The sequence below is a fragment of the Variovorax sp. GW821-FHT10B04 genome (assembly GCF_059415645.1).
Window position 1 is genome coordinate 614,118 of sequence record NZ_JBWKNQ010000003.1, and the last position, 23,179, is coordinate 637,296.

Below are 23,179 nucleotides of genomic sequence, written 5' to 3' on the forward strand. Positions count from 1 at the left end.
GGCGTATCCCCAACGAGAGAGGAGAAACCGCGAATGACGACAGCGAAGAAGATCAAGACAACGACGCCGGCATCCAAGCGAGCCCGCAGCGAAGACCAGCCGCTCATCGACGACATCCGGCTGCTCGGCCGCATCCTCGGCGACGTGATCCGCGAACAGGAGGGCGAAGACACCTACGCGCTGGTCGAGAAGGTCCGGACGCTCTCGGTGGCCTTCCGGCGCGACGCCGACCAGGCCGCAGACCGCGCGCTCAAGACGCTGCTGAAGGGACTCAGCGCCAACGAAACGGTGCGCGTCATCCGCGCCTTCACCTACTTCAGCCACCTCGCCAATCTGGCCGAGGACCGGCACCAGATCCGCCGCCGCACCGAGGCCGACCGCGCCGGCGACAGCGCCGACGGCAGCCTGGAAACGGCGCTCGCGCGCATCCGCAAGGCGGGCGTGTCGCCCGAGGCGGTGATCGAATCGCTGGCGCACAGCTACGTGTCGCCGGTGCTCACCGCGCACCCGACCGAAGTGCAGCGCAAGAGCATCCTGGATGCCGAGCGCGCCATCGCACAACTGCTCACGGCACGCGACGAGATCAAGCAGCGCCAGCTGGCCTTCGCCGGCAAGAAGGACGCCCTCACGCCGATCGAGTACGCGGCCAACGAGACGCAGATGCGCACCCGTGTCACGCAGCTCTGGCAGACGCGGTTGCTGCGCTTCTCCAAGCTCACCGTGGCCGACGAGGTCGAGAACGCACTGAGCTATTACGAGGCGACCTTCCTGCGCGAGATTCCGCGCGTCTATGCCGAACTGGAACGCGCGCTGGGCCACGGCCACATCGCGCCGTTTCTGCGCATGGGCCAGTGGATCGGCGGCGACCGCGACGGCAATCCGAACGTCACGGCCGACACGCTCGACTACGCGCTGCGCCGCCAGTCCGAGCTGGCGCTGCGCCACTACCTGACCGATGTGCACTACCTGGGCGGCGAGCTCTCGCTGTCGGCCACGCTGGTCGACGTGTCGGTGGAGATGCAGGCGCTGGCCGAGCGTTCGCCCGACCAGAACGAACATCGCCACGACGAGCCCTATCGTCGCGCCCTGACCGGTGTCTATTCGCGGCTCGCCGCGACGCTGCGCGAGCTCACCGGCGGCGAGGCGGCACGCCACGCCGTCGCGCCGCAGAACCCGTATGCCAAAGCCGAGGACTTCCTGGCCGACCTGCGCACGGTCGAAGAGTCGCTGATCGACAAGCACGGCGCGGCACTGGTCGCCAACCGGCTCGGGCCGCTGATCCGCGCGGTCGAGGTCTTCGGATTCCATCTGGCGACGGTCGACCTGCGCCAGAGTTCCGACAAGCACGAGGCCGTGGTGGCCGACCTGCTGGCCCAGGCGCGCATCGAATCCGACTACGCCGCACTTGCCGAAGGCGCCAAGCAGACACTGCTGCTGCGCCTGCTGGACGACGCGCGGCCGCTGCGCATTCCGGATGCCGAATACACCGCGCTGACGAAAAGCGAGCTCGCGATCTTCGCGGCCGCGCGCCGCGCCCGCTCGCGCTACGGCGTGGCAGCGATCCGCCACTACATCATCAGCCACACCGAGACGGTGAGCGACCTGCTGGAAGCGCTGCTGCTGCAGAAGGAGGTCGGACTGCTGCGCGGTACGTTGACCGAAACGGGCGCCGGCGCCGCCACGAACGACCTGATCGTGGTTCCGCTGTTCGAGACCATCGAAGACCTGCGCAACGCGGCGCCGATCATGCGCGAGTTCTATTCGCTGCCCGGCATCCAGGCGCTGATCCAGCGCTCGGGTTCGCTGCAGGACGTGATGCTGGGCTACAGCGACAGCAACAAGGACGGCGGCATCTTCACCAGCAACTGGGAGCTGTACCGCACGGGAACCGCGCTGGTCGCGCTGTTCGATGAGCTGAACGCGCAATCGCCCGCGTCACCGATCCGGCTGCGGATGTTCCATGGGCGCGGCGGCACGGTCGGCCGCGGCGGTGGCCCGAGCTACCAGGCGATCCTCGCGCAGCCGCCCGGCACGGTGCGCGGGCAGATCCGGCTGACCGAACAAGGCGAAGTCATCGGCTCGAAGTACGCCAACCGCGAGATCGGCCGGCGCAATCTCGAGACGCTGGTCGCGGCCACGCTCGAGGCCACGCTGCTGCCTGGCGGCAAGGCCGCGCCGACGAACTTCCTGTCGACCGCGCAGGAGCTGTCGGTGGCGAGCATGGGCGCCTACCGCAAGCTGGTCTACGAGACGCCAGGTTTCGGCGAGTACTTCTTCAGCGCCACGCCGATCCGCGAGATCGCCGAGCTCAACATCGGCTCGCGACCGGCCTCGCGCAATCCGAGCCACAAGATCGAGGACCTGCGTGCCGTGCCGTGGAGCTTCAGCTGGGGCCAATGCCGGCTCACGCTGCCGGGCTGGTACGGCTTCGGCTCGGCGATCGAGCAGTTCGTCGCGGGTGGCGCCAACGCGACCGCACGCAAGGAACGCATGGCGCTGCTGCAGCGCATGTACCAGCAATGGCCGTTCTTCCGCACGCTGCTGTCGAACATGGACATGGTGCTGGCCAAGAGCGACCTTGCACTGGCATCGCGCTACGCGGAACTGGTCGGCGACCGCAAGCTGCGCCAGAAGATCTTCGGCATGATCGACAGCGAGTGGCACCGCACCTCCGATGCGCTGACCGCGATCACCGGCGCGAAGCAACGGCTGGAGGGCAACGCTGAACTGCAGCGCTCGGTGCGGCACCGCTTTCCGTACATCGACCCGCTGCACCATCTGCAGGTCGAACTGATGCGCCGCTACCGCGCGGGCGAAGGCGGAGAACGGCTGCAGCGCGGCATCCACATCTCGATCAACGGTGTGGCGGCGGGCCTGCGCAACACGGGCTGACGACCCTTGCGGCGACGCTTCCGGCGATACCGGACGCGTCGCCGGTTGCAGCGTCAGTCGCCCAGCAGTTCGCCGATCGGCTGCAGGTCTTCCACGCGGTCGCAGATGGCCTTCACGACCATCATGATCGGGATGCCGAGCAGCAGGCCCCAGACACCCCAGAGCCAGCCCCAGAAGATCACGCCGACGAACACCGCCACGGGGTTCATGCGGCTGCTGCGGCTGGTCAGCCAGGGCGTGAGCAGGTTGCCGATGAGCGTATGGATGAGCAGCGAAGTGCCGCCGACCAGAAACGCCATCTCTATCGTGCTGAACTGCAGGAAGGCCATCAAGGCCGACGCGCCCATCACGATGATCGAGCCCACATACGGGATGAGGTTCGTCACGGCCGCGAGGATGCCCCAGACGGCCGCGTTCTCCAGCCCGATGATCCAGAACGCGAGCCCCGTGGCGACGCCGACCAGTGCGCTGGTGAGTATCTGCACCAGCAGGTAGCGCTCGATGTGGCCGGTGATGTCGTCCAGCACGTGCACCGTGATCTTTTTCTTCTGCAGGCTGCTGCCCGTGATCTTGACGAGCTTGCGCCGGAAGGTGTCGCCGGAACACAGCGCGAAGAAGGTCAGGAAGGCCATGAGCGTCAGCTGTCCGGCGGCCGTCATCAAGCCCACAGTGCCGCTCCAGAGATAGTCCCGCACGTTGAACGGTGGCCGCTCGATCACGACCCGCGTGACGCCACGCCGCAGCGCCGATGGCGAACCCGCCTGGGCCGCCTGCTCCAGCTGCGCGGCGGCTTTCTGCACGGTGTCGAGCGCACTCGTGTTGTCGCTGCCGCCGGCGCGTGCGGCCAGGCGCAGCTTCTGCGCGGCGACCGGCAGGGAATCGAGCAGTTGCGAGGCGCTGCCGGACAGCGAGTAGCCCGTCCAGCCGAACACGCCACCGATGCTCAGCAGGATCAGCGCGGCGCCAAGCCACCGCGGCAGCTTGCAGCGTTCGAGGCGGTCGACGGCGGGCGACAGCGCATAGGTCAGGATCACGCTCAACATGAGCGGAATGAACACGGCCGCCGCCCAGCGCAGCGCGACGATGCTGGCGAGCACGGCGAGCACCACGAGCGCGGCGCTGCGGATGTCGACCGGCATGTGCAGCAGCACGCGCTCGCGCTCTGCACGGATATCGCGCAGCGGTTCGGTTGAATCATCGCCCGCGGGCAATGGCACATCGACGACTGGCGCCGCGTTCCGGATGTCGGACGGCCCGTTCGTCGCATCGACTGGTGCGCTCGCTGCGTCGACCCTGGACTCGTCCGTCATGTCATGTCTCCTTGAGTGCCTGCCGCACACGCGCCAATTGCCGCCGCGACACCGCGACGAGCTCGGGAATCCCATCGACCCGCAGTGCCCAGCCGGCCTCGGCGTCGTCGCGAACCAGCGCACGAATCGCGGCCTGCGCCACCAGTGCGTTGCGGTGTGCCCGCACGAAACGCCCCGGATACAGACGCTCCAGCGTACTCAGCGAGCCCTCGAAAAGATGCTCGTGCGTCGCCGTGCGCACGGTGAGGTATTTGTCTTCCGACTTCAGGTAGAGCACGTCGGCCAGCGGCACGCGCTCCGAACGTCCGCGCGCCTGGATCAGCAACGCGTCGCGCGGCCCGGCGGCGGGAGATTCACCGTCAGCGGCCGGTGGCGTCTGCCGACCCTGCAGGTGACGAACGGTCTTCTGCAGCGCCTGTTGCAGACGCTCTGCACGAACGGGCTTGGTGAGATAGTCGACGGCGTCCAGTTCGAAGGCCGCCAGCGCGTGAGAGGGATGGCCGGTCACGAACACCACGGCCGGCGCGTCCGGCTGGTTGCGCAACTGGCGCGCCAGCGCGACACCATCGCCCTCCGGCATGCCGATGTCGAGCAGCAGCAGGTCGGCAGGACGCTCCGCAAGCTGCTGCAGCGCTTCGCTGGCCTCCGCGGCTTCGGCGATCACGGGTGGCGTGGGGAGGGCGCAGCGTTCGATCAGGCGGCGCATGTGGGCACGCGCCAGCGTTTCGTCGTCGACGATCAGGATGCGCAGGCTCATGCGCGCTCCGTGCGGATGGAAAGAGTCATCGAGGGTGCGGCCGATAAAATCGGCGGATTGCGCTTCACTGAAACATTGGGTTACCAGCCCATTATTGCCTCCACGAGGCTTCCCATGACCCAAAACCAACTCGACAAGAAATCCGAAGCCTGGTCTGCCCTGTTCTCCGAACCGATGAGCGACCTCGTCAAGCGCTACACCGCCAGTGTCTTCTTCGACAAGCGGCTGTGGCAGGCTGACATCGAGGGTTCGCTGGCGCATGCCGGCATGCTCGCGGCCCGCGGCATCATCGGCGCGCAGGACCACGCCGCGATCCAGAGCGGGATGAAGCAGATTCGCGACGAGATCGAGGCCGGCAGCTTCGACTGGAAGCTCGATCTGGAAGACGTCCACCTGAACATCGAGGCCCGCCTCACGCAATTGGTCGGCGACGCCGGCAAGCGCCTGCACACCGGGCGCAGCCGCAACGACCAGGTCGCGACCGACGTGCGCCTCTGGCTGCGCAGCGAGATCGACCTGATCGGCGGCCTGCTGGTCGACCTGCAGAAGGCGCTGGTCGACATCGCCGAGAAGAACGTCGAAGTGATCCTGCCGGGCTTCACCCATCTGCAGGTGGCGCAGCCGGTGAGCTTCGGCCATCACATGCTGGCCTATGTCGAGATGTTCGCGCGCGACGCGGAACGGCTGCTGGACGTGCGCAAGCGCGTGAACCGCCTGCCGCTGGGTTCCGCGGCGCTGGCCGGCACCAGCTATCCGCTGGACCGCGAGCTGGTCGCCGCCACGCTGGGCATGGAAGGCGTCTGCCAGAACAGCCTGGACGCCGTGAGCGACCGCGACTTCGCGATCGAATTCACCGCAGCCGCCTCCGTGGCGATGATCCACATCAGCCGGCTGAGCGAGGAACTGGTGCTCTGGATGAGCCAGAGCTTCGGCTTCATCGACATCGCGGACCGCTTCTGCACCGGCTCGTCGATCATGCCGCAGAAGAAGAACCCCGACGTGCCCGAACTGGCGCGCGGCAAGACCGGCCGCGTGGTCGGCCACCTGATGGGCCTGATCACCCTGATGAAGGGCCAGCCGCTGGCCTACAACAAGGACAACCAGGAAGACAAGGAGCCGCTGTTCGACACCGTCGACACGCTCAAGGACACGCTGCGGATCTTCGCGGAGATGGTTGGCGGCATCACCGTCAAGCCCGAGGCGATGGAAAAGGCGGCCCTGCGCGGCTACGCCACCGCCACCGACCTGGCCGACTATCTCGTGAAGAAGGGCCTGCCCTTCCGCGACGCGCATGAGACCGTCGCCCACGCGGTCAAGGCTGCGATCTCGCACCAGGTCGACCTGTCGGAGCTGCCGCTGGCCGTGCTGCAGCAGTTCAATCCGACGATCGAGAAGGATGTCTACGACGTGCTGAGCCTGCGCGGCTCGCTGAATGCACGCAATACCCTGGGCGGTACCGCGCCGGCGCAGGTGCGGGCCCAAGTGGCGCGCCACCGCGGCCGGCTGGCCTGATCGGCCTGCGCACCGGGCATAAAAAAGCGGGCGCCGCAGCGCCCGCTTGAAAGCGGCCGGCATCCGTGGCGATGCGCGGCCCACCGAGGAGAACCGGTCCGGTCCGGCGGCTGGCCCGAAGTGTCGGGCGGCAGCCGCATTGATTCGAATACGCAGGCACCTCGCCGTTGGATTCAACAACGCGCGCCGCCGGATGTCCAGCCCCTGGCCTGCGCAACTGAATCCAGCCAAGGCGCTTTCCCGTATAGGAGGGATGCCGCTCGATGTCCCACAATCCGTGCATGACCGCACCCAGCCCCGACGCCGAATTGATGGCGCTGATCGATCGCGTCGGCCAGCGCGACGAAACCGCCCTCCGGCTGCTCTACGAGCGCTGCTCGCCCAAGCTGTTCGGGCTCGCGCTGCGGGTGGTCCGGCAGAACGAATGGGCCGAGGACGTGCTGCAGGAAGCCTTCATGACGATCTGGCGGGTGGCCGGCGACTACCGCGCCTCGCTCAGCCCGCCGATGGCCTGGATGGGGCTGATCGTGCGCAGCCGTGCGCTCGACCTGCTGCGCAAGCGGACGGCCGACCGGGCCAACGTGACGCAGGAATTCGACGAGCTGATGGCCGACACGCTCGAATCCGACACCGAGAACCCGATGGACACGGCGGATGCCAGCGAGCAGGCCTGGGCACTGCACCAGTGCCTGCAGCAGCTGGAGGGCCGGCAGCGCGAGGTCGTGAGCCTGGCCTATCTGCGCGACCTGAGCCATGGCGAGCTGTCCGAGCAGCTCAAGCTGCCGCTGGGCACCGTCAAGACCTGGATCCGCCGCGGCCTCGAGAAACTGCGCCTCTGCATGAACCGATTCGCGTGAGGGCCGCCGCATGAACCTGTCCGCCCAATCCCCCCTGCTCGAGCTGCTGGCTGCGAGTTATGCGCTCGGCACCTTGCGCGGCGGCGCGCGGCGCCGCTTCGAAGCCATCGCCCGCGAACAGGCGCCGGTGCGCGCCGCCGCGCTGGTCTGGCAGAGCCGCCTGTCCAGCATGGCGGAACTGCAGCAGCCGGTGGTGCCTGACGCCGCCGTCTGGACGCGCATCCGCAACATGATCGATGCCGAACAGGCGCAGCAGGCAATCGAACGCCAGCGAGCGACGGCCAATCCCGTCGACGCGTCACGCCCGGCGCCGGGCGGCTGGCTGCGCAGCCTGGCGCTGTGGCGCGGCGCGGCGATGGCCGGCGCGCTCGCCACGGTCTGCGCGATCGCCATCGGCCTGAACCTGAACCACCAGTTGCAGAACGCACCGGCCGTCCAGTACGTGGCGGTGCTGTCTGACGATCAGGCAGCGGCGTCCATGCTCGTCACCTTCGACCCGAAGAAGAAACAGCTGGTACTCCAGCGGGTCGGTGGGTTCAGCGAAGGCAGCGACAAGTCGCTGCAGCTCTGGGCGCTGCCGCCGGGCGGCGCACCGCGCTCGCTGGGTGTGCTCGGGCGCGAGCCCGCGCTCAAGTTGACGGCGCAGGAATCCGACGTGCACGCGGTGCCGACGCTGGCCATCAGCCTGGAACCGCGGGGCGGCGTGCCGAGCGAGCGCGGCCCGACCGGTCCGGTGCTCTTCAAGGGGGCACTGATCGAGAAAATGCTCTGACGCCGGTTTTTTCTTCACAATTCGAAGCATTTCAACGGGAACCGGTCAACGCCGGGCGATCGAAGTGTGTTTTGTTCGGATGAAGTCGCTCCACGCATTGAAGCGCGCCACGATCGCGCTGTCCCTCGCCATCGGCGCCGCAACGGTCGTACAGGCGCAGGTCGTCAGGGTCGAACCGCCCACGGCCGCCCGCTCGCCTGAATACGTCGCAGCCCTGACACGGTGGCAGAGTTCCTTTTCAGCGTTCTCCGAAGCCGACAAGCAAAAGCCGCCGGGCACCGACGGCGTGCTGTTCGTCGGCAGCTCCACGATCCGCTTCTGGGCGCACATGGCGCAGGATTTCCGCGACATCCCGCTGGTCATCAACCGCGGTTTCGGCGGCTCCACGATGGCCGACTGCAGCCTGTTCGCAGGCGATCTGGTCGTGCGCTACAAGCCGCGCCAGGTCCTGGTGTATGCGGGCGACAACGATCTCGCAGAAGGCCGTACGCCGCTGCAGGTGCTGGAAAGCTTTGCGAATTTCGCGAACACCGTGCGCGCCGAGCTGCCGAACACGCGCATCAGCTACATCTCGATCAAGCCCAGCCCGTCGCGCGAAGCGCTGCTGCCCAAGATCCGCGAGACCAACAACATCATCTCGGCCTACCTGCGGACGCTGTCCAACAGCGAGTACATCGACATCTACACACCGATGATCGGACAGGACGACCGGCCGCGCAGCGAGCTGTTCCTGGCCGACCGGCTGCACATGAACGAGGCCGGCTACAAGCTCTGGCAGTCGGTGATCGCGTCGCACCTGCCGGCAGCGGTGGTATTGCCGCAAGCCACGGCCTCCGTGGTGGTGCCGCCGGCCGCTCCCCGCTGACACCGGCACCGCACGCCGCTCAGCGCTCGGCGAGGTCCTTGCGACGACCGGTCCACCAGAGCGCCAACCGCGCCACGCCGTAGAGCCAGCCAAACACCGCGACCAGCAGCAGGCCGTCGCCCCACCATGGCCGCACCGTGTGGCCGTCGCCGTAGAACGCCAGAACCAGCAGCACCGCGACCAGCTGTGCGCAGAACACCGGCAGCGATGCCGAGCCCATGGCTTCGAGCCAGTGCATGCGCGGCAGCAGGCGCGCCAGCCACGGGCCGAAACGGATGGCCAGGATACCCAGCGCCACCAGGTCCAGGATGCGCAAGGGCCCCAGCTGCCATTTGTCGAACAGCAGGTTGAGCTGATCGTCGCCGCCGAAAGGCGCCTGGCCGTTCACGCCGTTGTCGTGGCGCCACCAGAAGACATAGAGTGCGATCGCCGCGGCCGCCAACAGCAGCCAGCGCGGGAAATGCAGAGGCTTTGCGTCGGGCGCATTGCGGCTCGCGCCGAGCCAGAGCCCGGAAAACCAGAGGAACTGCCAGGCGAAGGCGTTGAAGGCGCCCATCTCGTTGAAGGGCACCGCCAGCCCGAACCAGCGCACGGCGAGGCCGTAGACCCATTCGCTCAGCCCGAACTGCGCCAGCGCCCACAGCGCGACACTGGCCAGCATCACCAGCGACCAGCCATGGCGCAGCGCGAAGGCCAGCACCCAGGGACTCATCAGCATGAAAAAGATGTACATCGGCAGGATGTCCAGCAGCGGCGGCTCGTAGATCAGCAGCAGCCCGAACAGGAAGCCGTCGCGCGGCTGCGCGAGGTAATAGGACAGCAGGTTGGTCACCGCCGGCTGGTCGATGCGCAGCCCGACGAAGGCGATGATGGTGAACAGGAACAGCAGCGTGGCCGCCTGCGCCAGGTAAACCTTGAAAGCGCGCTTCAGGAAGGCCAGGCGCATGGCGTCGACGCCCTCGCGGTAGCCCAAACGGCTGTAGATCAGCCCGGACATGAACGCGGACAGCAGCACGAAGCCCTCGGCGGCCGACACGAAGCCCAGCGGCTGCCCCATCGGGTCGGTCAGGCGGGAGGGCAGATGGGTCAACGTCATCAGGACGAGCATGAGCCCGCGCAATGCATCGATTTCCCAGTAGCGTTTCATTGGTCGGCGTGGCCCTGCTTGCAGTCTCGCGCGACACACGCATGACGGACCCGCGATTGTAGAAAAACGCGACGCAGAAGGGGGCATCCGCCGACGTGATGGCCGCAAGCAATCGGCTAGGCTGCGGCCCCATACCCATAACATCAGGAGCGAGACCGCATGAGCCATTGGACACCGAGGACGCTGCTGCTGGCCGGCAGCCTGTTGATGGCCGCTCAGGCCCAGGCACTTCAGATCACCGGCGTCACGCCCCAGGGCGAGGTCTCGCGCGTACGGCAGGTGGTCGCGAAATTCGACCAGGCCGCCGTCAACTTCGGCGATCCGAAGGCACCGGCACCGCTGGCGGTGAGTTGCAGCGACGCAGCGGCGGGCAAAGGCACCGGTCGCTGGACCAGCGACAAGCAATGGGTGTTCGATTTCGAGAACGACCTGCCGCCCGGGGTGCGCTGCAACATCACGCGGATCGCGTCCTTCAAGCCGCCGGAAGGGAAGGAGCTGACCGGCACCGACCGCTTCCAGTTCAGCACCGGCGGGCCCTTCGTGCGTACGATCCGGCCAAGCTACGGAAAGATCGACGAGGAACAGCAGTTCCTGCTCGAACTCAATGGCCCGGCCACGCTGCAGAGCGTGCGCGACAACGTGTGGTGTGCCGCCGATGGCGTCGGCGAGCGCGTGCCGGTGCGGCTGCTCGAGGGCGCGGAGCGCGACACGCTGCTGAAATCGCTGAGCCGCGACAAGGAAGCCGCCAGGGAGCCGTTGCGCTATGTCGCACTGCAATGCAACCGCACGCTGACGCCGGCCAGCCGCGTCCAGCTGGTGTACGGCAAGGGCGTCGCCACGCCCTCGGGCATCGCGAACAGCGTGGAGCGGCGCTTCGCCTTCGAGGTGCGCGAGCCCTTCGCACTGACCTTCAGCTGCGAGCGCGAGAACGCCCAGGCGGCCTGCCTGCCGCTGCGCCCGATGGAACTGCGCTTCAACGCGCCGGTCGTGCGCAAGCTCGCGGCGCAGATTCGCCTGAAGGGCGGCGGCAAGACCTTCGAGCCGGCGCTCGAGGACGGCACCGACGACGCGGCGCTGGACGGGCTGAGCTTCAACCCGCCCTTCCCTGAAAGCACCCCGTTCACCATCGAACTCCCGTCGGGCTTCGAGGACGCCTCGGGTCGCCCGCTGGCCGCGCCCGAAAGCTTCCCGCTGAAGGTCGCGACCGGCGCGATGCCGCCGCTCGCCAAATTCGCCGCGTCGCCTTTCGGTGTGGTCGAGCGGCTGGCCGAACCGGGCGGCGTCGCGCTGATGCCGGTCACCGTGCGGCGCGTCGAGCCCGCATTGCAGGTCAACGCGCTCACGCCGGGCAAGGTGAGCGACATGAACCCGAGGACCGATGCGGAAATCATCGCGTGGTTCCGCAAGGTGCGCCGCTACGAGAACAGCTACACGATCGATCGCAACGTCGCCGCGCGCGACGTCAAGGGCGCCCTGCCGACGGTGATCGACCGCGACAGCGCCGACCGCGTGCAGTCGCGCATGCTGTCGCTGCTCGGCGGCCAGGCCGGCGTGAAGACGCTCGACATGCCGAAGGCCGAAAGCGGCGACCCGAGGCCCTTCGAGGTGGTCGGCATCCCGCTGACACCCGGCTTCCACGTGCTGGAGATCGCGTCGCAGAAGCTCGGCGAGGTGCTGCTCGACGATCGCTACGGAAACAACCGCACGATGTACGTGCGCACGACCGCGCTCGCCACCAACCTGGCCGTTCATTTCAAGCTCGGCCGCGAGAACTCGATCGCCTGGGTCACGACGCTCGACAAGGGCACGGTGGTGGCCGGTGCGGCGGTTCGCGTGTCGGACTGCCGCGGGCGCGAAGTCGCCACCGCCACCACCGATGCGCAAGGCATCGCGCGCTTCGACGGTGTGTCACCCACCGCGCCGTCCTGCGGTGCCGGCGACGAGGAAAGCGAAGACAGCGACTACGGCGGCAACAACGCCTATTTCGTCAGCGCCCGCGCCAAGGATGCCAAGGGCGTGGACGACCTCGCCTTCACCTGGAGCGACTGGCAGCGCGGCATCGAACCCTGGCGCTTCAATGTGCCGACCAGCCTGGAGCCCGAGGCGGACCGGGTGGCGCACACCATCTTCGACCGCACCCTGCTGCGTGCCGGCGAGACGGTGTCGATGAAGCACCTGCTGCGCACGCAGACGAGCAAGGGCTTCGGCCTGCCCGATGCGCGGCCCGGCACGCTGGTCATCACCCATGTGGGCAGCGGCCAGCAGTTCACCCAGCCGGTGAACTGGCGCGGGACCGCCACCGGCGGCCTGAGCGCGGAGAACAGCTTCGCGATTCCGCAGGCGGCCAAGCTGGGCGCGTACCAGGTCAGCCTGCGTGCGTCGGCCCCCGCGGCCAAGGGCAAGTCGGACGATGAGGACGAGTCCGACGACAGCGGCCCCAACTACGCGACCGGCCAGTTCCGCGTCGAGGAATTCCGCCTGCCGGTGCTCGAAGGCCGCATCGGCCCGAGCGACAAGAAGCCGCTGGTCGCGATCACCTCGCTGCCGACCGACGTGCAGATCAACTACGTGGCGGGCGGCGGCGCGGTCAACCTGCCGGTGCGCGTGTCGGCGATGGTGCGCGCCAAGCGCCTGGACTTCGCGGATTACGACGGCTTCAGCTTCGCGCCGCCGCGCCAGCGCGGCGAGTCGGCCGACACCGACCCCGGCGAAGAGGCGAGCGCATCGGACGACACCCGCGTGATCGCCGACAAGCTGCCCCTGACGCTGGACCGCAACGGCGCCGGCAAGCTCACGATCAACGAGGTGCCGCTCGCCAAGGCGACGCCGCGCGAGCTGCTGATCGAAGGCAGCTATTCGGACCCGAGCGGCGAGGTGCAGACGATCCGCAGCACGCAGACGCTGTGGCCGGCCGAGGTGATCGCCGGGCTGAAGACCGAAGGCTGGGTCTCGACCAACCGCAAGCTCAAGTTCCAGGCGCTCGCGCTCGACCTGAACGGCAAGCCGGCGGCCGATACGAAGATCGATGTGCAGGCGGTGGCACGCATCACCACGACCAGCCGCAAGCGCATGGTCGGCGGCTTCTACACCTACGACAACAAGACCGACGTGAAGGACCTGGGCTCGGTCTGCAGCGGCAAGAGCGACTCGCGCGGCCTGGTGCTGTGCGAAGCCGACCTGAAGGAAGCCGGCCAGGTCGAACTGGTGGTCACGGCGACGGACAAGGCCGGCCGCGCCAGCAAGGCGGCGAGTTCGGTCTACGTCACCAAGCAGGGCGAGCTGTGGTTCGGCGGCGAGGACCACGACCGCATCGACGTGCTGCCCGAGAAGAAGAGCTACCAGCCCGGCGAGGTGGCGAAGTTCCAGGTGCGCAGCCCGTTCCGCTTCGCGACCGCGCTGGTCTCGGTGGAGCGCGAAGGCGTGATCGAGACGCACGTGGTGCAGCTCGACGGCCAGGACCCGACGGTGACGCTGGAAGTCAAGCCCGAGTGGGGCCCGAACGCCTACGTGAGCGTGCTCGCCTTGCGCGGCCGGCTGCGTGAAGTGCCTTGGTACAGCTTCTTCACCTGGGGCTTCAAGGCGCCGCGCGAATGGTGGACCGCCTTCTGGTACGAAGGCCGCGAGTACGTGGCGCCGACCGCGCTGGTCGATCTGAGCAAGCCGGCCTACCGTCTCGGCCTGGCCGAGATCCGCGTCGGCGCGCGCGCCCATCAGCTCGACGTGAAGGTGTCGAGCGACAAGCCCAGCTACCCGGTGCGCGGCAAGGCGCAGGTCACGATCTCGGCCACCCTGCCCGACGGCAAGCCGGCGGCTGGTGCCGAGGTGGCCTTGGCCGCGGTCGACCAGGCACTGTTGGAGCTGATGCCCAACGACAGCTGGAACCTGATCGACGCGATGCTGCAGCGCCGCAGCTGGGGCGTGAGCACGTCGACTGCGCAGATGGAGATCGTCGGCCGCCGGCACTATGGCCGCAAGGCCGTGCCCGCGGGCGGCGGCGGCGGCAAGGGCCAGACGCGCGAGCTGCTCGACACGCTGCTCCTATGGAACCCGAAGGTGGTGCTCGACGCCAACGGCCAGGCCGTGGTGACCGTGCCGCTCAACGATGCGCTGACCACCTTCCGCATCGTCGCCGTGGCCGATGCCGGCACCGGCCTCTTCGGCACAGGCCAGGCGACCATCCAGGCCACGCAGGACCTGCAGATCATCAGCGGCCTGCCGCCGCTGGTGCGCGAGGACGACCAGTTCCGCGCGCAGATCACCGTGCGCAACACGACGCAGAAGCCGATGAAGGTCGAGGCCTCGCCGCGCGCCACGCTGCTCACGCTGGAGCCGCAGACGGTCGACATACCCGCCGGCGAATCGCGCGAGATCGCCTGGAACGTGACTGCGCCCGCTCAGCTCGCGCAGACGCGCGCCGAAGCGATCCTCTGGGAGATCGAGGCGAAGGACACGGTCGGCGGCGCGCGCGACGCGCTCAAGGTGCGGCAACGCATCGTGCCGGCCGTGCCGCTCACCGTGCAGCAGGCCACGCTGGTGCAGGTCGACGGCAGCTTCTCGCTCGACGTGGCGCCACCGGCGGACGCCCTGCCCGGCCGCGGCGGCCTGAAGCTCAGCCTGCAGCCGAAGCTCGCCGAGGGCATGCCCGGCGTGCGCGACTGGTTCGCCAACTACCCGTTCGCCTGCCTCGAACAGAAGACCAGCAAGTCGGTCGGCTTGCGCGACGCGAAGATGTGGCAGGGCGTGCTCGCGCAGTTGCCCAGCTACCTCGACAGCGACGGGCTCGCCAGCTACTTCCCGCCGCGCGACGGCGAGTCGAACCGCGGCAGCGACACCCTCACCGCCTACCTGCTTGCCGCGACCAACGAAGCCGCGGCGATCGACCCGGCCTTCGCCATCGCGGACGACGTGCGCGCGCCGATGGAAGCCGGCCTGATCGCCTTCGTCGAGGGCCGCATCCAGCGCGAGTTCTGGAGCCCGCGCAAGGACCTCGACGTGCGCAAGCTGGCGGCACTGGAAGCGCTGTCGCGCTACGGCAAGGCGCAGGGCCGGATGCTCGGCAGCATCACGATCGCGCCGAACCAGTGGCCGACCAGCGCGGTGATCGACTGGCTGCAGATCCTCAAGCGCGTGCAGGACGTGCCGCAGCGCCAGCAGCGGCTGGACGAGGCCAACAACGTGCTGAAGGCACGCCTGAGCTACCAGGGCACGAAGGTGCTCTTCAGCACCGAGCAGGACGACTACTGGTGGTGGCTGATGACCAACGGCGACGTCAACACCGCGCGGCTGCTGCTGGCGGTGATGGACGACCCGGCCTGGAAGGACGACATCGGCAAGCTGGCCAACGGCTTCATCGGCCGGCAGCAGAACGGCGCCTGGCACACGACCACCGCCAACCTCTGGGGTGGCCTGGCGCTGGACCGGTTCTCGAAGGTCTTCGAGAGCACGCCGGTGGCCGGCACGACGACCGCGCTGCTGCGTCCGCCATCGGTCGGCGGTGCCGATTCGGCCGCGCGCACCGAGAGCGTGGACTGGAGCCGGGTCGAGCGCGTGAAGACAAGCGACGCCGGTGGCGCACCCAACCAGACGACCTGGTTCGGCGCGCCGGCCTCGCCGGGGAACCTGCGCAACAACACGATGTTCCTGCCCTGGCAACTGCCGACCAAGGAGACCTTGACCGTCACGCAGAACGGCAGCGGCAAGCCGTGGCTCACGCTGCAGTCGGTCGCGGCGGTTCAGCTGAAGGCGCCGTTCGCCGCCGGGTATGCGATCAAGAAGACGGTGACACCCGTCGAGCAGGCGGTCGCCGGCAAGTACACGCGCGGCGACGTCCTGCGCGTGACGCTCGAAGTCAACGCGAGCGCCGACATGACCTGGGTCGTGATCAGCGACCCGGTACCGGGTGGCGCGACCATCCTGGGCAGCGGCCTGGGCCGCGACTCGCAGATCGCGACGCAGGGCGAGAAGAAGAGCGGCAACGGCTCACCGGCTTTCGAGGAGCGCAGCTTCGAGTCCTTCCGCAGCTACTACGAGTACCTGCCCAAGGGCGTCGTGAAGATGGAGTACACGGTACGGCTCAACAACGTCGGCGACTTCGCGCTGCCGCCGAGCCGGGTCGAAGCCATGTATGCGCCCGAGATGTTCGGCGAGACGCCGAACGCACGGGTCAAGGTGGAGGCTGCGAAGTGAGCAACGCGTTCCGCGATGGCGCGCTGCGTGACTTCGCGGGACGGTTCCTGTTTTCGGATCCCACAGGAACGGGCTCCAGTGCAAGGGAAAAATCGAACGGGCACCTTCAACACCCGTTCTCCCGAACGCGAAAGCCCTCCATGACCAACGGCATCACGCGCCCCAATGCGCCACGAACGATCGCACCGTCGAACGAACGCGATAACCCGGGCACTCAGGTCAACGGGAACCCGCCGCCAGCCGAATACACGCGACGTTCGAACACCGCGATCTACACGCCCATCGCGTACCACGGGCAAGCGTCCGGCGCGGATGCCTACTCGTCCACCTTCTCAGCGCACCCAGGCACCGGGAATCGCGCTGCCGACATGCAGCGCCCTTCGGCACACGCCGATCCCGTTCGCCAGCCTGCTGCAACGCAGCCTCCGGTCGACCTTCTCTCCAAGAGGAATTTGACCGAACAGGAATTGAGACAGATGACGCGCGAACTGTGGGGCACCCGTGTTCTGTGCGTCGGCCACGGCGTTGCAGGCGGGCCGGACAAGAAGATCTGGAGAGATCCCATCACACCCGGCGTGCTGAAGATCTACCACCCCGAACATGGCGTCACCAGCGCACGGAATCTCAATGATGCCGTCGCCCAATTGCGGACACACGGCACCCTCACGCGTGCCGATCTGCATCAGCAGCGTTCAGCGGCATTGGCCGAGCAGGTGCTCCGTGATTTCGGCGATGTGGCACATGTACTCGATCGCCAGCCCGCCCTTCCGGTGTCAGACCGGGTGGAGATGTGGCTGAACGAGAACGACACCATATCGGGACGAACGCCCTCCGGTGAATTCCACGCCCGCAATTACGCGAGGGCCTTCGAGAAGCTCATGGAGGATCCCGACCTCCGTGCGTTGCACCAGGCCTTGGAGCGGGGACTTCAGGCGCTTCAGAAGAGCGTACTTGCGCACTGGCAAGGCCAGGTGACGGTGAGTGCCGTGCAACCCCCGCTCGATTGCCTGCCCATCACGGTCTGGCCTCTGGCCAGCGGCGAAGTGGGGTTGCATGGGCCCGGGTATCCCCAGTTGGTGCTCCAGAACATGCAGGAAGTCGAGCAGGTCTTGAGGGAGCGCGGCGTCGAACCCGGCATGGCGGCCCCTCGATATGTTGCCGCCATCTTCAACCCCGTGGCAGCGCAGTACTGGGACGGAAAGGTGAAAGTGGGGGAACCGAAGCACGGTGAATTGCATCGGCATCCAAGGGTATGGCTGATGGCGGACGGACTCCTGGGTGCCAAGTTGCGCGGCCAATCGCCGCAACTGCATCTGACGGCGGACGACGTCGAGCGATATTTCAATGCGAATCACATATTCTCGAATCGCCAGAATCATCCCGGATCCGATTTTTCGGGCTTCTTGAGTCACGCCGACATCAAAGCGGCGGGCCCCAGAAAACCGCTGCTCGACCGGCTTGCCGACCGAGTGCGGCATCCTCTCGGACAAACTCGGTGAGACGTTTGAAGAAGACCTGCGAATCGACGCACGCCCCAGAGAGCGAGGCCTTGTTGCGATGCGCGTGTCGCGTGGGCTCATGGCACTGGTGGCTGGCCATGGCGGCACTGTGGTTGGGCTGCCTCGGACCCGCACCGGCCTGGGCACTCGCAGGCTTCGACGAGGTGCGACGCGACTTCCATCCATCCGACACCGCAGTGCTCGACCGTGACGGCGCGCTGCTGCAACGGGTGCGCACCGACGCCACGGTGCGCCGCGGCCAATGGATCGCGCTCGCCGACATCTCGCCCGCGCTGCGGACCGCCATGGTGCTCAGCGAAGACCGGCGCTTCTTCGAGCACAGCGGTGTCGACTGGCGGGCCGTGTCGGCGGCTGCCTGGGGAAACCTCTGGAACACCCGCACGCGCGGCGCATCGACCATCACGATGCAGCTGGCCGGGCTGCTGGACGACGAGTTGCGGCGCGCGGGCAGCGGACGCACGCTGACGCAGAAGCTCGGCCAGACCGTGGCTGCGGCGCAGCTGGAGCGCCAGTGGCGCAAGGACCAGATCCTCGAGGCGTACCTCAACACCGTGCCGTTCCGCGGCGAGATCGTGGGCATCGATGCGCTCTCGCGCACCCTGTTCGGCAAGGCGCCGCATGGCCTCGATGCGCGCGAAGCGGCCGTCGCGTCGGCCCTGGTACGCGCACCCAACGCGCGGCCGGCGCTGGTGGCGCAGCGCGCCTGCGAGGTGCTGCGTGCGATGGAGCCGAGCGCGCGGCCCGACTGCGGCGCGATCGACATGTTCACCAGTGCCGCGCTGCAACGGCGCGCCTTCGATCCCAGCCAGGGCATTGCGCCCCATATCGCGCCGCGGGTGCTCCGCGAGGCCGCAGCCAACGCGACCGGTCCGGCCGGTGCCGCCGTGCGCTCCACGCTGCGCGAACCGCTGCAGCGTTTTGCACTCGGCACGCTGCAGCGCCACCTGCGCGAGCTCAGCGGACGGCATGTGGAAGACGGCGCACTCGTCGTACTCGACAACGCGAGCGGCGACGTACTGGCCTGGGTCGGCTCTTCCGGCACCCTGAGCCGTGCCGCCGAGGTCGATGGCGTGCTGGCGCAACGGCAGCCGGGCTCCACGCTGAAGCCGCTGCTCTATGCGCAGGCGATCGCCGAGCGACGCCTCACGGCGGCATCGTTGCTGGACGATTCGTCCGCGCAGATCAATACGGCCAGCGGCCTCTACATTCCGCAGAACTACGACCATCAATTCAAGGGACCGGTGTCGGTGCGCACCGCGCTCGCAGCGTCGCTGAACGTGCCGGCGGTGCGCACGCTGGTCATGGTGTCGCCGGAATCCTTCGCACGCCAACTGCGCGGCGCGGGCCTGCCGCTGCGCGAGGGCGGCGGCTACTACGGCTACAGCCTGGCGCTTGGAAGCGCCGAGGTCTCTCTGCTGAACCTGAGCAATGCCTACCGCACGCTGGCCAACGGCGGCCGCTACAGCACGACACGCTTCGTGCTGCCGCCACGCACAGGCGCCGACACGGCCCGGGTCGACTTCACGCCCGCCATCGATCCGCGCGCGGCCTTCATCGTCGGCGACATCCTGTCGGACGCGAATGCGCGCACCCGGACCTTCGGCGTCGACAGCGTGCTCGGCACGCGCTTCTGGTCGGCCGTGAAGACGGGCACCAGCAAGGACATGCGCGACAACTGGGCCGTCGGCTGGTCGCAGCGCTACACGGTCGGCGTGTGGGTCGGCAATGCCAGCGGCGCGCCCATGTGGGATGTGAGCGGCACCAGCGGCGCGGCACCGGTGTGGTCCGAAGTGATGAACTTCCTGCATCGCAGCGAAAGCAGTCGTGCGCCGTCACCGCCGTCCGGCGTGGTCCAGCTCGACGTTCGCTTTGGAGGCGCGCTCGAAGCCGCGCGCAGCGAATGGTTCATCGCAGGGACCGAGCAGGCGCTCTTCGCACCCGATTCCGTCGCGTCTTCGGGTGCCGACGGCGGGGGTCGCATCGTGGCACCGGCCGACGGCACCATCCTCGCGCTCGACCCGGACATTCCGCCGAACCGGCAGCGTGTGCGCTTCGAAGCCGAAGGCGCGCAGTTGCAGTGGCGCATCGACGGCAAGCCTTTTGCGCGCGGCAAGATGGCGCAGTGGCTGCCCTGGCCGGGCCGGCACGTCGTGGAACTGACCGATTTGCAAGGTCGCGTCCTGGATCAAGTCCGGCTCGAGGTACGCGGTGCCGGCGTGGTCGCGAAGACCGCATCGCGCTGACATCACGCCTGCCGCGCTGGAGTGCCGCAGTGCGCCAGGCGGAAACCTACTCGCTGGTATAAATCTCCCTCCACCCTGCCGGGGCGCGCTGTCGACCCACAACGCGCCCACGCGGAGCGTCGCACAATGACCGACGCCGACCGCAAGATATGCGCAGATGCCGCGCAAAGCAGACCAACAAAGGCGAAAGCATGACAGTTCCTTCATCCACCGCGCCCGCAGCGCCGGTGCCCTACACCTCCGAAGAAAAGCGTCATCGCATCTTCGCGATCATGGCGGCCTCCTCGGGCAATCTGGTCGAATGGTTCGACTTCTACGTCTACGCGTTTTCCGCGCTGTACTTCGCGCCGTCCTTCTTCCCCAAGTCGGACCCGACCGCGCAGTTGCTCAACACCGCGGGCGTGTTCGCCGCAGGCTTCCTGATGCGCCCGATCGGCGGATGGCTGTTCGGCCGCATTGCCGACCGCTACGGCCGCAAGCGCTCCATGCTGATCTCGGTGACGATAATGTGCGCCGGCTCGCTGGCCATCGCCTGCCTGCCGACCTATGCGCAGATCGGCGCGTGGGCTCCGTTCCTGCTGCTGGTCGCTCGCCTGTTCCAGGGCCTGTCGGTCGGCGGTGAGTACGGCACCACGGCGACCTACATGAGCGAGGTCGCATTGCGCGGCCAGCGCGGTTTCTTCTCGTCCTTCCAGTACGTCACGCTGATCGGCGGCCAGTTGCTCGCGGTGCTGGTGATCGTGATCCTCGAACAGCTGCTCACCGAGGCCGATCTGCGTGCCTGGGGTTGGCGCATTCCGTTCGCGATCGGTGCCGTCACCGCGGTGGTGGCGCTGATGCTGCGTCGCACGCTGCACGAGACGCAGACCAAGGAGAACCTCCAGAACAAGGACTCCGGCAGCTTGTCGGTGCTGTTCCGTCATCACAAGGCCGCGTTCTTCACCGTGCTGGGCTACACGGCCGGCGGCTCGCTGATCTTCTACACCTTCACGACCTACATGCAGAAATACCTGGTGAACACGGTCGGTCTCCCGATCAAGACCACCAGCTACGTGATGACCTGTTCGCTGTTCGTCTACATGTGCATGCAGCCCTTGTTCGGCGCGCTGTCGGACCGCATCGGCCGCCGCAACAACATGCTGCTGTTCGGCGCGCTGGGCACCCTGACGACGGTGCCGATCCTGACCGGCCTGCAGAGCGTGACGAGCCCGTTCGTGGCTTTCCTGCTGATCATCCTGGCGCTGGCCATCGTGAGCTTCTACACCTCGATCAGCGGCATCGTGAAGGCCGAGATGTTCCCGCCCGAAGTGCGTGCGCTCGGCGTCGGGCTGGCGTACGCCGTGGCGAACGCGATCTTCGGCGGCTCCGCCGAGTACGTGGCGCTGGGCCTCAAGTCGCTCGGCAGCGAATCGGCCTTCTACTGGTACGTGACGGCCATGATGGCGATCGCGTTCCTGGTCAGCTGGCGGCTGCCGAGGCAGGCCAACTACCTGCACCACGACCACTGATCGGTTCAGCGGCCAGGCATGAAGCGGGCGACGGGCCCGCATCCATCGACTGCCGCCTGGGCAGCGGCGCGATCGGCACCTGCCTGCCGACCGACCACCGACCGATGGATCAGCGCTTGGCCGCGTCCATGTGCGCGGTCTTGGCGTTGACGATGCGCTCCGGCTCCTGAGCTTCGACCCAGGTCTCGTTGTTCAGCGCGGCATGCAGGCGCTTCTCGTCGAGTTCGTCGGTCCACTTGGCCACCACGATGGTCGCCACACCATTGCCGATCAGGTTGGTCAGCGCACGCGCCTCCGACATGAAGCGGTCGATGCCCAGGATCAGCGCCAGGCCGGCGACCGGCACATGGCCAACCGCCGACAACGTGGCCGCCAGCACGATGAAACCGCTGCCGGTCACGCCGGCCGCGCCCTTGGACGTGAGCAGCAGCACCGCCAGCAGCGTGAGCTCCTGCATCAGCGTCATGTCGGTGTTGGTGGCCTGCGCGATGAAGACCGCGGCCATCGTCAGGTAGATCGACGTGCCATCGAGATTGAACGAATAGCCGGTCGGGATCACCAGGCCGACGCAGGTCTTCTTCGCGCCCAGGTTCTCCATCTTCTCCATCATCCGCGGCAGCACCGATTCGGAGGACGAGGTGCCCAGCACGATCAGCAGTTCTTCCTTGATGTACTTGATGAACTTCCAGATGCTGAAACCATGGAAGCGCGAGATGAGCCCGAGCACCACGAAGATGAAGAGCAGGCAGGTCAGGTAGAACACCGCCATCAGCTTGCCCAGCGAGAACAGCGACACGATGCCGTACTTGCCGATGGTGAAGGCCATCGCGCCGAAGGCACCGATCGGCGCCAGCTTCATGATGTAGTTGACGATGCCGAACAGCACGTGCGAGCCCTTCTCGATCACGTCGAACACCAGCGTGCCGCGGCCGCCGAACTTGTGCAGCGCAAAGCCGAACAGCACGGCCAGCAGGAGCACCTGCAGGATCTCGCCCTTGGCGAAGGCATCCACGAAGGTGTTCGGGATGATGTTGATCAGGAAGTCGACCGTGCCCTGCATCTTGCCGGGGCCGGTGTACGCGGCGATCGACTTGGTGTCGATGGTCGCAGGGTCGATGTTCATGCCGACGCCGGGCTTGAGCACGTTGACCAGCACCAGGCCGACCACCAGCGCGATGCTGCTGACGACTTCGAAGTACAGCAGCGCGAGGCCACCGGTCTTGCCGACCTTCTTCATGTCTTCCATGCCGGCGATCCCGATCACCACCGTGCAGAAGATGATCGGCGCGATGATCATCTTGATCAGCTTGATGAAGGCATCGCCCAGCGGCTTCATGGCCTCGCCGCTCTGTGGATAGAAGTGCCCGAGCAGGACGCCGATGACGACGGCAAAGACGACCTGGAGATAAAGGGAGCGGTAGAACGGTAGTTTTTTGGTGGCTGGCGATGTTGTCATGGAATGCCTTCCGGAGGTTCTGGATCGGGCTGCGGACTCATGCTTTCTGGGCTTCGGGCCGCGCGGCGCCGGGCGCGATTCTCCACCTTGTCGGCGTGGAATAGAAATTCCTTCCGTTAGCTGTCAGTCAGCTGTCAATTCGTCTCAACCCTCA

At 67.4% G+C, this 23,179-nt stretch carries 13 protein-coding genes; 9 read left to right on the forward strand and 4 right to left on the reverse strand.

The features are described from left to right. Positions 1-33 precede the first annotated feature (33 nt). Complete coding sequence (ppc, locus tag AC07PZ_RS11120) at positions 34-2,892, forward strand: phosphoenolpyruvate carboxylase (protein WP_495295108.1); 2,859 nt, start codon at positions 34-36, stop codon at positions 2,890-2,892. A gap of 53 nt (positions 2,893-2,945) precedes the next feature. Here the strand turns inward: ppc and AC07PZ_RS11125 are convergent, their stop codons facing one another. After that, entirely contained in the window at positions 2,946-4,202 is a 1,257-nt protein-coding gene (locus AC07PZ_RS11125; protein WP_495295109.1) for an AI-2E family transporter, read from the reverse strand. Position 4,203: 1 nt separating this feature from the next. Then, positions 4,204-4,959: a LytR/AlgR family response regulator transcription factor gene (locus AC07PZ_RS11130; protein ID WP_495295110.1), complete on the reverse strand. Its 756-nt coding sequence runs from the start codon at positions 4,957-4,959 to the stop codon at positions 4,204-4,206. 114 nt (positions 4,960-5,073) lie between these two features. Here AC07PZ_RS11130 and argH point away from each other — a divergent pair, with 114 nt between their 5' ends. The 4 genes from argH to AC07PZ_RS11150 all read left to right on the forward strand — a co-directional run bounded on the left by argH (position 5,074) and on the right by AC07PZ_RS11150 (position 8,965). Beyond that, complete coding sequence (gene argH, locus AC07PZ_RS11135) at positions 5,074-6,471, forward strand: argininosuccinate lyase (RefSeq protein ID WP_495295111.1); 1,398 nt, start codon at positions 5,074-5,076, stop codon at positions 6,469-6,471. Between the two features lie 281 nt (positions 6,472-6,752). Beyond that, positions 6,753-7,328 (forward strand): RNA polymerase sigma factor, encoded by a 576-nt coding sequence (locus tag AC07PZ_RS11140; RefSeq protein ID WP_495295112.1) that lies wholly within the window; start codon positions 6,753-6,755, stop codon positions 7,326-7,328. Between the two features lie 10 nt (positions 7,329-7,338). Continuing rightward, entirely contained in the window at positions 7,339-8,100 is a 762-nt protein-coding gene (locus tag AC07PZ_RS11145; RefSeq protein WP_495295113.1) for an anti-sigma factor, read from the forward strand. Positions 8,101-8,179: 79 nt separating this feature from the next. Beyond that, entirely contained in the window at positions 8,180-8,965 is a 786-nt protein-coding gene (locus AC07PZ_RS11150; protein ID WP_495295114.1) for an SGNH/GDSL hydrolase family protein, read from the forward strand. 19 nt (positions 8,966-8,984) lie between these two features. On the opposite strand, the gene opgC is transcribed toward AC07PZ_RS11150, so the two are convergent. After that, positions 8,985-10,112, reverse strand: coding sequence for an OpgC domain-containing protein (gene opgC / locus AC07PZ_RS11155; RefSeq protein WP_495295115.1), 1,128 nt, complete (start codon positions 10,110-10,112; stop codon positions 8,985-8,987). Between the two features lie 159 nt (positions 10,113-10,271). Between opgC and AC07PZ_RS11160 the strand changes: the two genes are divergently transcribed. From AC07PZ_RS11160 to AC07PZ_RS11175, 4 genes are all read left to right on the forward strand, one after another. After that, on the forward strand, positions 10,272-16,298 hold the full coding sequence (locus AC07PZ_RS11160; RefSeq protein WP_495295116.1) for an alpha-2-macroglobulin family protein: 6,027 nt from the start codon (positions 10,272-10,274) through the stop codon (positions 16,296-16,298). Further along, complete coding sequence (locus tag AC07PZ_RS11165; protein ID WP_495295117.1) at positions 16,295-17,797, forward strand: hypothetical protein; 1,503 nt, start codon at positions 16,295-16,297, stop codon at positions 17,795-17,797. Before AC07PZ_RS11160 ends, AC07PZ_RS11165 begins: the two co-directional genes overlap by 4 nt. A gap of 98 nt (positions 17,798-17,895) precedes the next feature. Further along, a complete protein-coding gene (gene pbpC, locus AC07PZ_RS11170; RefSeq protein WP_495295118.1) occupies positions 17,896-20,061 on the forward strand; it encodes a penicillin-binding protein 1C in 2,166 nt (721 codons plus the stop codon). Positions 20,062-20,252: 191 nt separating this feature from the next. Then, complete coding sequence (locus AC07PZ_RS11175; protein ID WP_495295119.1) at positions 20,253-21,569, forward strand: MFS family transporter; 1,317 nt, start codon at positions 20,253-20,255, stop codon at positions 21,567-21,569. Positions 21,570-21,678: 109 nt separating this feature from the next. Here AC07PZ_RS11175 and AC07PZ_RS11180 read toward each other — a convergent pair whose 3' ends face one another. Further along, positions 21,679-23,025: a dicarboxylate/amino acid:cation symporter gene (locus tag AC07PZ_RS11180; protein WP_495295120.1), complete on the reverse strand. Its 1,347-nt coding sequence runs from the start codon at positions 23,023-23,025 to the stop codon at positions 21,679-21,681. Positions 23,026-23,179 lie beyond the last annotated feature (154 nt).

Excerpts from the sequence above, each read along its gene's own strand:
- AC07PZ_RS11150 (WP_495295114.1), top strand. The coding sequence starts at position 8,180 with ATGAAGTCGCTCCACGCATTGAAGCGCGCCACGATCGCGCTGTCCCTC.
- ppc (WP_495295108.1), top strand. The coding sequence starts at position 34 with ATGACGACAGCGAAGAAGATCAAGACAACGACGCCGGCATCCAAGCGA.
- AC07PZ_RS11145 (WP_495295113.1), top strand. The coding sequence starts at position 7,339 with ATGAACCTGTCCGCCCAATCCCCCCTGCTCGAGCTGCTGGCTGCGAGT.
- argH (WP_495295111.1), top strand. The coding sequence starts at position 5,074 with ATGACCCAAAACCAACTCGACAAGAAATCCGAAGCCTGGTCTGCCCTG.
- AC07PZ_RS11130 (WP_495295110.1), bottom strand. The coding sequence starts at position 4,959 with ATGAGCCTGCGCATCCTGATCGTCGACGACGAAACGCTGGCGCGTGCC.
- AC07PZ_RS11175 (WP_495295119.1), top strand. The coding sequence starts at position 20,253 with ATGACAGTTCCTTCATCCACCGCGCCCGCAGCGCCGGTGCCCTACACC.
- pbpC (WP_495295118.1), top strand. The coding sequence starts at position 17,896 with ATGGCGGCACTGTGGTTGGGCTGCCTCGGACCCGCACCGGCCTGGGCA.
- AC07PZ_RS11125 (WP_495295109.1), bottom strand. The coding sequence starts at position 4,202 with ATGACGGACGAGTCCAGGGTCGACGCAGCGAGCGCACCAGTCGATGCG.
- AC07PZ_RS11180 (WP_495295120.1), bottom strand. The coding sequence starts at position 23,025 with ATGACAACATCGCCAGCCACCAAAAAACTACCGTTCTACCGCTCCCTT.
- AC07PZ_RS11140 (WP_495295112.1), top strand. The coding sequence starts at position 6,753 with ATGACCGCACCCAGCCCCGACGCCGAATTGATGGCGCTGATCGATCGC.
- AC07PZ_RS11160 (WP_495295116.1), top strand. The coding sequence starts at position 10,272 with ATGAGCCATTGGACACCGAGGACGCTGCTGCTGGCCGGCAGCCTGTTG.
- opgC (WP_495295115.1), bottom strand. The coding sequence starts at position 10,112 with ATGAAACGCTACTGGGAAATCGATGCATTGCGCGGGCTCATGCTCGTC.